The sequence below is a fragment of the Pseudonocardia nigra genome, from assembly GCF_019396355.1.
GTDB classification, from domain to species: domain Bacteria; phylum Actinomycetota; class Actinomycetes; order Mycobacteriales; family Pseudonocardiaceae; genus Pseudonocardia; species Pseudonocardia nigra.
This window is the reverse complement of the sequence record NZ_JAHKRK010000340.1, coordinates 1-5616: the sequence shown is the minus strand read 5'-3', so window position 1 is coordinate 5616 and position 5616 is coordinate 1. Positions and strand designations below refer to the sequence as shown.

The window sequence follows — 5616 nt, the reverse complement described above, 5'->3', positions numbered from 1 at the left end:
AACGGCACTTTCGTCCAATAGGTTTGGACGAAAGTGCCGTTCGTGCGGATCAGGTACAGGCGCGCAGGCGGAACTTCTGGATCTTGCCGCTGGGCGTGCGCGGCAGCTCGTCCATGATCGAAACACGGCGCGGCACCTTGAAGTTCGCCATCGTCGCGCGGCAGTGCGCCACCAGGTCCTCCTCCGTCGGTGCCGCGCCGGGGCGGGGCAGCACGAAGGCGTGGCCGACCTCGCCGAGCCGGGCGTCGGGGACGCCGATCACCGCGGCCTCGGAGACCGCGGGGTGCTCGGCCAGCAGCCGCTCGACCTCGGCCGGGTACACGTTGAAGCCGCCGACGGTGAACATGTCCTTGAGCCGGTCGGTGATCCGCAGGTAGCCCTCGTCGTCCATCCACCCGACGTCGCCGGTGTGCAGCCAGCCGTCGGGATCGATGGCGGCGGCGGTGGCGTCGGGGTCCTCGAAGTAGCCGAGCATCACGTTGTCGCCGCGGACCACCACCTCACCGGTCTCGCCCGGACCCACCGGCGTCCCCGTACTGCTCACCACCCTCACCTCGGTGCCCGGGATGGCCGTGCCGCAGCTCGTGGAGAGCCGGTGCTCGTCGGTGTCCGGCGGGCAGACGGTGGCCGTGCCGCAGGTCTCGGTGAGCCCGTAGGCCGTGATGACGTCGCGGAAGCCGAGCTCCGTGCGCATCCGGGTCAGCAACGGGACCGGCACCACCGTGGCGCCGGTGACCGCGAGCCGCACGCTGCTCACGTCGTACTCACCGAAGCGGGGGTGCTCGAGGATCGAGGTGTAGACGGTGGGGGCGCCCGGGAAAACGGTGATGCGCTCCCGCTCGATGATCTCGAGCGCGGCCGGCACGTCGAACACCGCCTGGGGCACGATCGTCGCCCGCCGGATCAGGCAGGCCAGCAGCCCGGCGCGGTAGCCGAAGCTGTGAAAGAACGGGTTGACCACCAGGTAGCGGTCGCCGGGGCGCAGGCCGACCATGTCGCTCCAGGCCGTGTTGACCCGCAGGTTGGCGGCGTGCCCGACCATTGCCCCCTTCGGGTAGCCGGTCGTGCCCGAGGTGAACAGGATGTCGGCCACGTCGTGCGGCCGGAGCGCAGCGATGCGGCGGTCGATCTCGGACTCCGGCACCGCGTCGGCGCCGGCCAGGAACTGCGCGAACGACAGCGCGGCCGGATCGCCGGTGTCGTCGACGGTGACGACCGTGTGCAGGTGCGGCAGGCCCGGCACCGGCGCCCGGTCGGTCGGCGGGGTGAGGTCGTCGCCACGCAGCATGGCCAGGTAACCCGCGTCCAGGAAGCCTTCGTGCACGACCAGCAGGCTCGCGCGCACCTTCCCCAGCGCGTACCGGGCCTCCTCGCCCTTGAAGCGCGTGTTGACCGGCACCAGCACCCCGCCCGCGGCCAGGATGCCCAGCGCGGCGACCACCCAGCTCGCGGAGTTCGGGGCCCACACCGCGGCCCGGTCCCCGGGCTGCAGGCCCCGCGCGACGGCCGCCCGGGCGAACCGGGTGACCTCGGCGTCGAGCGCGGCGTAGGTCAGCCTGCGGGCACCGTCGACCACCGCCTCGACGTCCGGCGCCTCGGCCGCGGCCGCACGCAGGCACGCGGGGACCGTCCGGATGTCCGTCGCGGTCGTCACGGCTGCAGTCCCGCCAGCCTGCCCACGCGCCTGCGCAGCTCCGGGCCGGAACCGAACAGCAGCTGGTTGGCCTTGCCGCGCTTGAGGTACAGGTGCGCGTCGTGCTCGAACGTGAAGCCGATGCCGCCGTGCAGCTGCACCGACTCGGCCGCCGCCTGCATCAGCGCGTCGGCGCAGACCACCCGCGCCAGTGGCGCCACCAGGTGCAGCTCCTCCGATCCAGCGGCGGCGGCGCGCACGGCGTACCAGGCGGTGGACAGCGCACCCTCGACCGTCACGGCGAGATCGGCGCACCGGTGCTTGAGCGCCTGGAACGAGCCGAGCGGCCGCCCGAACTGGTGGCGGACCTCGAGGTACTCCACCGCGCCCGCCAGGCAGGCCTTCGCGGCCGCCGCCGACTCGACCGCCAGCGCGGTCAGCATCAGGTCGGTGAGCAGGTCCACAGCATCCGGCCCCGCGCTCACCTGCACGGCATCGGCTTCGTGCAGGTCGATCTCGGCGAGCCGGCGCGTCTGGTCGAGCGCGACGCGGCTGCTGCGCAGCACGCCGGGGGCATCGGCGGGCACCGCGTACAGGCCGATCCCGGCATCGGCCCGCGCCACCACGAGCAGCACGTCGACCGCGGCGCCGTGCACGACGTGGTGCTTGGCGCCCCGCAGCACCCACCGCTCGCCATCGGCCGTCGCCGTGGTCGCGGTGGACCCGGTCGTCCAGCCGGCCTCGGGCTCGGCCACCGCCACGGCGACCGAAACGCCGTCCTCGGCGATCCGGGCGAGCAGCGCGTCGGCGGCCGGGGTGCCGCAGGCGTCGAGGACGGCCGTGGCGACGAGCGTGGCCGGCAGCGGCGAGGGCACCAGCCTCCTGCCGAACTCCTCGAGGACCGCGGCCGCGGCGGTGAAGTCCAGCCCCAGTCCGCCGCAGCGGGCCGGCACGAGGAGCGCGCCGAGCCCCAGCTCGTCGACGCCGCGCCGCCACAGCACCGGGTCGTATCCGGGCTCCCCCGCCATCGCTTGCCGGACCCGGGCGGGGTCGGCGTGCCGGTCGAGGAAGCCGGCGACGGTGCGGCGCATCTCGCGCAGCTCGGTGTCCTGGCTCGCGATGGAGGTCGCGCTGGATGTCGTCGCGCTGGTTGTCATCGCAGGGGCTCCTGGCATCAGCGGGGCAGGCCGAGCATCCGCTCGGCGATGATCGTGCGCTGCACCTCGTTGGACCCGCCGTAGATGGTGTCGGCGCGGGTGTAGAGGAACAGGCGCTGGGCGTCGGTGAGCTCGTACGGCGGCCCGTCCGTGACCAGGGCGGAAGCGCCCGCCACGTCGACGGCCAGCTCGCCGAGGTCGCGGTGCCAGGTGGCCCACTGCAGCTTCGAGATCGACGCCTCCAGGCCCGGGGTCCCGTCGCCGGAGGACGACAGCGTGCGGATCGCGGTGTAGCGCATCACCTTCAGGCCGATCCAGGCGTCGACGATCCGCGCGTGCAACGCCGGGTCGGCCAGCGCGCCGGACGTCCGGGCGGCGTCGGTCACCGCGGCCAGCTCGCGTTCGAACCCGATCTGCTGCCCGAGCGTCGCGACGCCGCGCTCGAACGCGAGGGTTCCCATCGCCACCCGCCAGCCGTCGCCCTCGGCGCCGACGAGGTTCTCCACGCCGGTCACGGCGCCGTCGAAGAACACCTCGTTGAACTCCGAGGTACCGGTGATCTGGGTGATGGGCCGGATGTCGATGCCGGCCTGGCGCATGGGCACCAGCAGGTAGGACAGCCCGCGGTGGCGCGACTCGCCCGGGTCGGTCCGGACGAGCACGAACGCCCAGTCGGCGACGTGGGCGAGCGAAGTCCAGGTCTTCTGGCCGGTGATGGCGTAGTAGTCGCCGTTGCGGACCGCGCGCGTCTGCACGCCGGCGAGGTCCGACCCGGCGCCCGGCTCGGAGTACCCCTGGCACCACAGCACCTCGCCGCTGAGGATCCCGGGGAGGAACCGGTCCTGCTGCTCGGGCGTGCCGAACGCCAGCAGCGTCGGCCCGAGCAGCTGCTCGCCGATGTACCCCAGCCGGCCGGGCGCGCCCGCGCGGGCGTACTCCTCGTGGAAGATCACCTGGCGGGTGAGGGAGGCGCCCCGGCCGCCCTTCCCGACCGGCCAGCCCAGGCCGATCCAGCCACCCGCGCCCAGCCGGCGCTCCCACGCCGCCCGCAGCTCGATGGCCTCGTGCTCGCGCCCCGGTCCCCCGGTGCCGACGGCGTCGGTGAATTCGCCGCGCAGGTTGTCGGCGAGCCACTCCCGTACCTCCGCGCGGAACTCCTCGTCCGCCGCGGTCAGCTCCATCCCGGTACCCATCGGGTCACGCCCCGTAGACGGGGGTGGCCGGTTCCGCGCGCGCGAGGAGATCGGCGATCACCGGACCCAGCTCGGCGGCGGGCCACCGGGAGTCGCGCACGGCGGGCTTGCCGTGCCGCCACCCGTCGGCCACGGACACCTCGCCCCCGCTGACCTCGAACACCCGACCGGTCACGTCCGCGGCCTCGTCGCTGCCCAGCCACGCGACGAGCGGCGAGACGTTCGCCGGGTCCATGGCGTCGAACCCCCTCGCCGGCCGGGCCATCGCCTCGGCGAAGATCGCCTCGGTCATCGGTGTGCGCGCCGCGGGCGCGATCGCGTTGACCACGACGTCGTAGCGCGCGAACTCCACCACGGCGACCTGTGTGAGCGCGACGATCCCGGCCTTGGCGGCCGCGTAGTTGCCCTGCCCGACGCTGCCCATCAGGCCGGCCCCCGAGGAGGTGTTGACGACGCGCGCCGCGACGGGGTCGCCGGACTTGAACCGGTCCCGCCAGTACGCCGCTGCGTGCCGCAGGGGCGCGAAGTGCCCCTTCAGGTCGACGCGCAGCACCATGTCCCATTCCTCCTCGGACATGTTCACCAGCATGCGGTCCCGGTTGATCCCCGCGTTGTTCACGAGCGTGTCGAGCTGCCCGTAGGAGCGGACCGCGGTCTGCACGAGCTCGGCGGCGTAGTCCCAGTCGGCGACGTCGCCGGTGCTCGCGACCGCCTCGCCCCCCGCCGCCCTGACCTCGACGGCCACCTGCTCGGCAGCGGGTCCAACGTCGTTGAGCACCAGCCGAGCGCCCTGCCGGGCGAACTCGAGCGCGTGGGCGCGCCCCAACCCCTGCCCGGCACCGGTGACGATCACCGACCGTCCCGCGCACACTTCGGTCATCGCAGTCACTCCACACTTCCCCGTCCGTCCGGCGCCACCCAAGCACAGTCGCCCACTCCATCGCAAGCAAGCGCTTGGTTGTCTCGCTCATCGGGAGGTGGTACGACTTCGTCCCGTGAGGGAATTCGCCGAGCGGCCAGGTGTCGCCGTGGTGACCGGCGGGACGGGCGGCATCGGCCAGACCGTGTGCCGGACCCTCGCAGCCCGCGGTTCCGCCGTCGCCCTGACCTATCGCTCCGACGCCGGCGCCGCGCAACGACTCGTCGCCGACCTGACCGCCGCCGGCGTCCGCGCGGTCGCCGACCCCGTGGACCTGACGGACCAGCGGGCCGTGACCCGGCACGTCACCTCGGTGCAGGAGCGGTTCGGCGCGATCCACACCGTGGTGCACGCCGCGGGCCCGCACGTCCCGATGGTCCACCTCTCGACGGTCTCCCCCGCGCGGTACGCGGCCCAGCTGGACCAGGAAGCGACGGCGTTCTTCACCCTTGTCCACGCCGCGCTGCCGGCCCTGCGCAGCAGCGCGGGTTGCGTCGTCGCCGTGACCACGGCGGCAACCAGCAGGTTCCCGGTCCGGGACGGGCTGTCGTCGGGCACGAAGGGCGCGGTCGAGGCGCTGGTGCGCGCGTTAGAGCGTGTCCCGTGGATCATGCGGGTCGGCTGCGGTAGATCTCTTCTGTGCTTGATCGCCACGACTTGACCGACGCGGAGTGGGCACGGCTGGAGCCGTTGCTGCCCGACCGGACACCGCGA

The 5616-nt window shown here is 73.5% G+C and carries 5 protein-coding genes; 1 reads left to right on the top strand and 4 read right to left on the bottom strand.

Features of this window, described 5'->3' with window-relative positions:
• Positions 1–49: 49 nt before the first annotated feature.
• The 4 genes from KME75_RS39695 to KME75_RS39680 are packed head-to-tail and all read right to left on the bottom strand — an operon-like array spanning position 50 to position 4863.
• Positions 50–1654, bottom strand: a complete 1605-nt coding sequence (locus KME75_RS39695; protein ID WP_308283480.1) for a FadD3 family acyl-CoA ligase — start codon at positions 1652–1654, stop codon at positions 50–52.
• Positions 1651–2790: an acyl-CoA dehydrogenase family protein gene (locus tag KME75_RS39690; RefSeq protein WP_219420150.1), complete on the bottom strand. Its 1140-nt coding sequence runs from the start codon at positions 2788–2790 to the stop codon at positions 1651–1653. The genes KME75_RS39695 and KME75_RS39690 overlap by 4 nt, the downstream gene beginning before the upstream one ends.
• A gap of 17 nt (positions 2791–2807) precedes the next feature.
• A complete protein-coding gene (locus KME75_RS39685; RefSeq protein WP_219420151.1) occupies positions 2808–3971 on the bottom strand; it encodes an acyl-CoA dehydrogenase family protein in 1164 nt (387 codons plus the stop codon).
• 16 nt (positions 3972–3987) lie between these two features.
• Positions 3988–4863 (bottom strand): SDR family oxidoreductase, encoded by an 876-nt coding sequence (locus KME75_RS39680; RefSeq protein WP_219420149.1) that lies wholly within the window; start codon positions 4861–4863, stop codon positions 3988–3990.
• A gap of 115 nt (positions 4864–4978) precedes the next feature.
• On the opposite strand from KME75_RS39680, the gene KME75_RS39675 reads away from it, so the two are divergent.
• The gene (locus tag KME75_RS39675) at positions 4979–5563 is read left to right on the top strand and encodes an SDR family NAD(P)-dependent oxidoreductase (protein WP_219420148.1); all 585 of its coding nucleotides are present in this window, start codon (positions 4979–4981) and stop codon (positions 5561–5563) included.
• Positions 5564–5616: the final 53 nt, after the last annotated feature.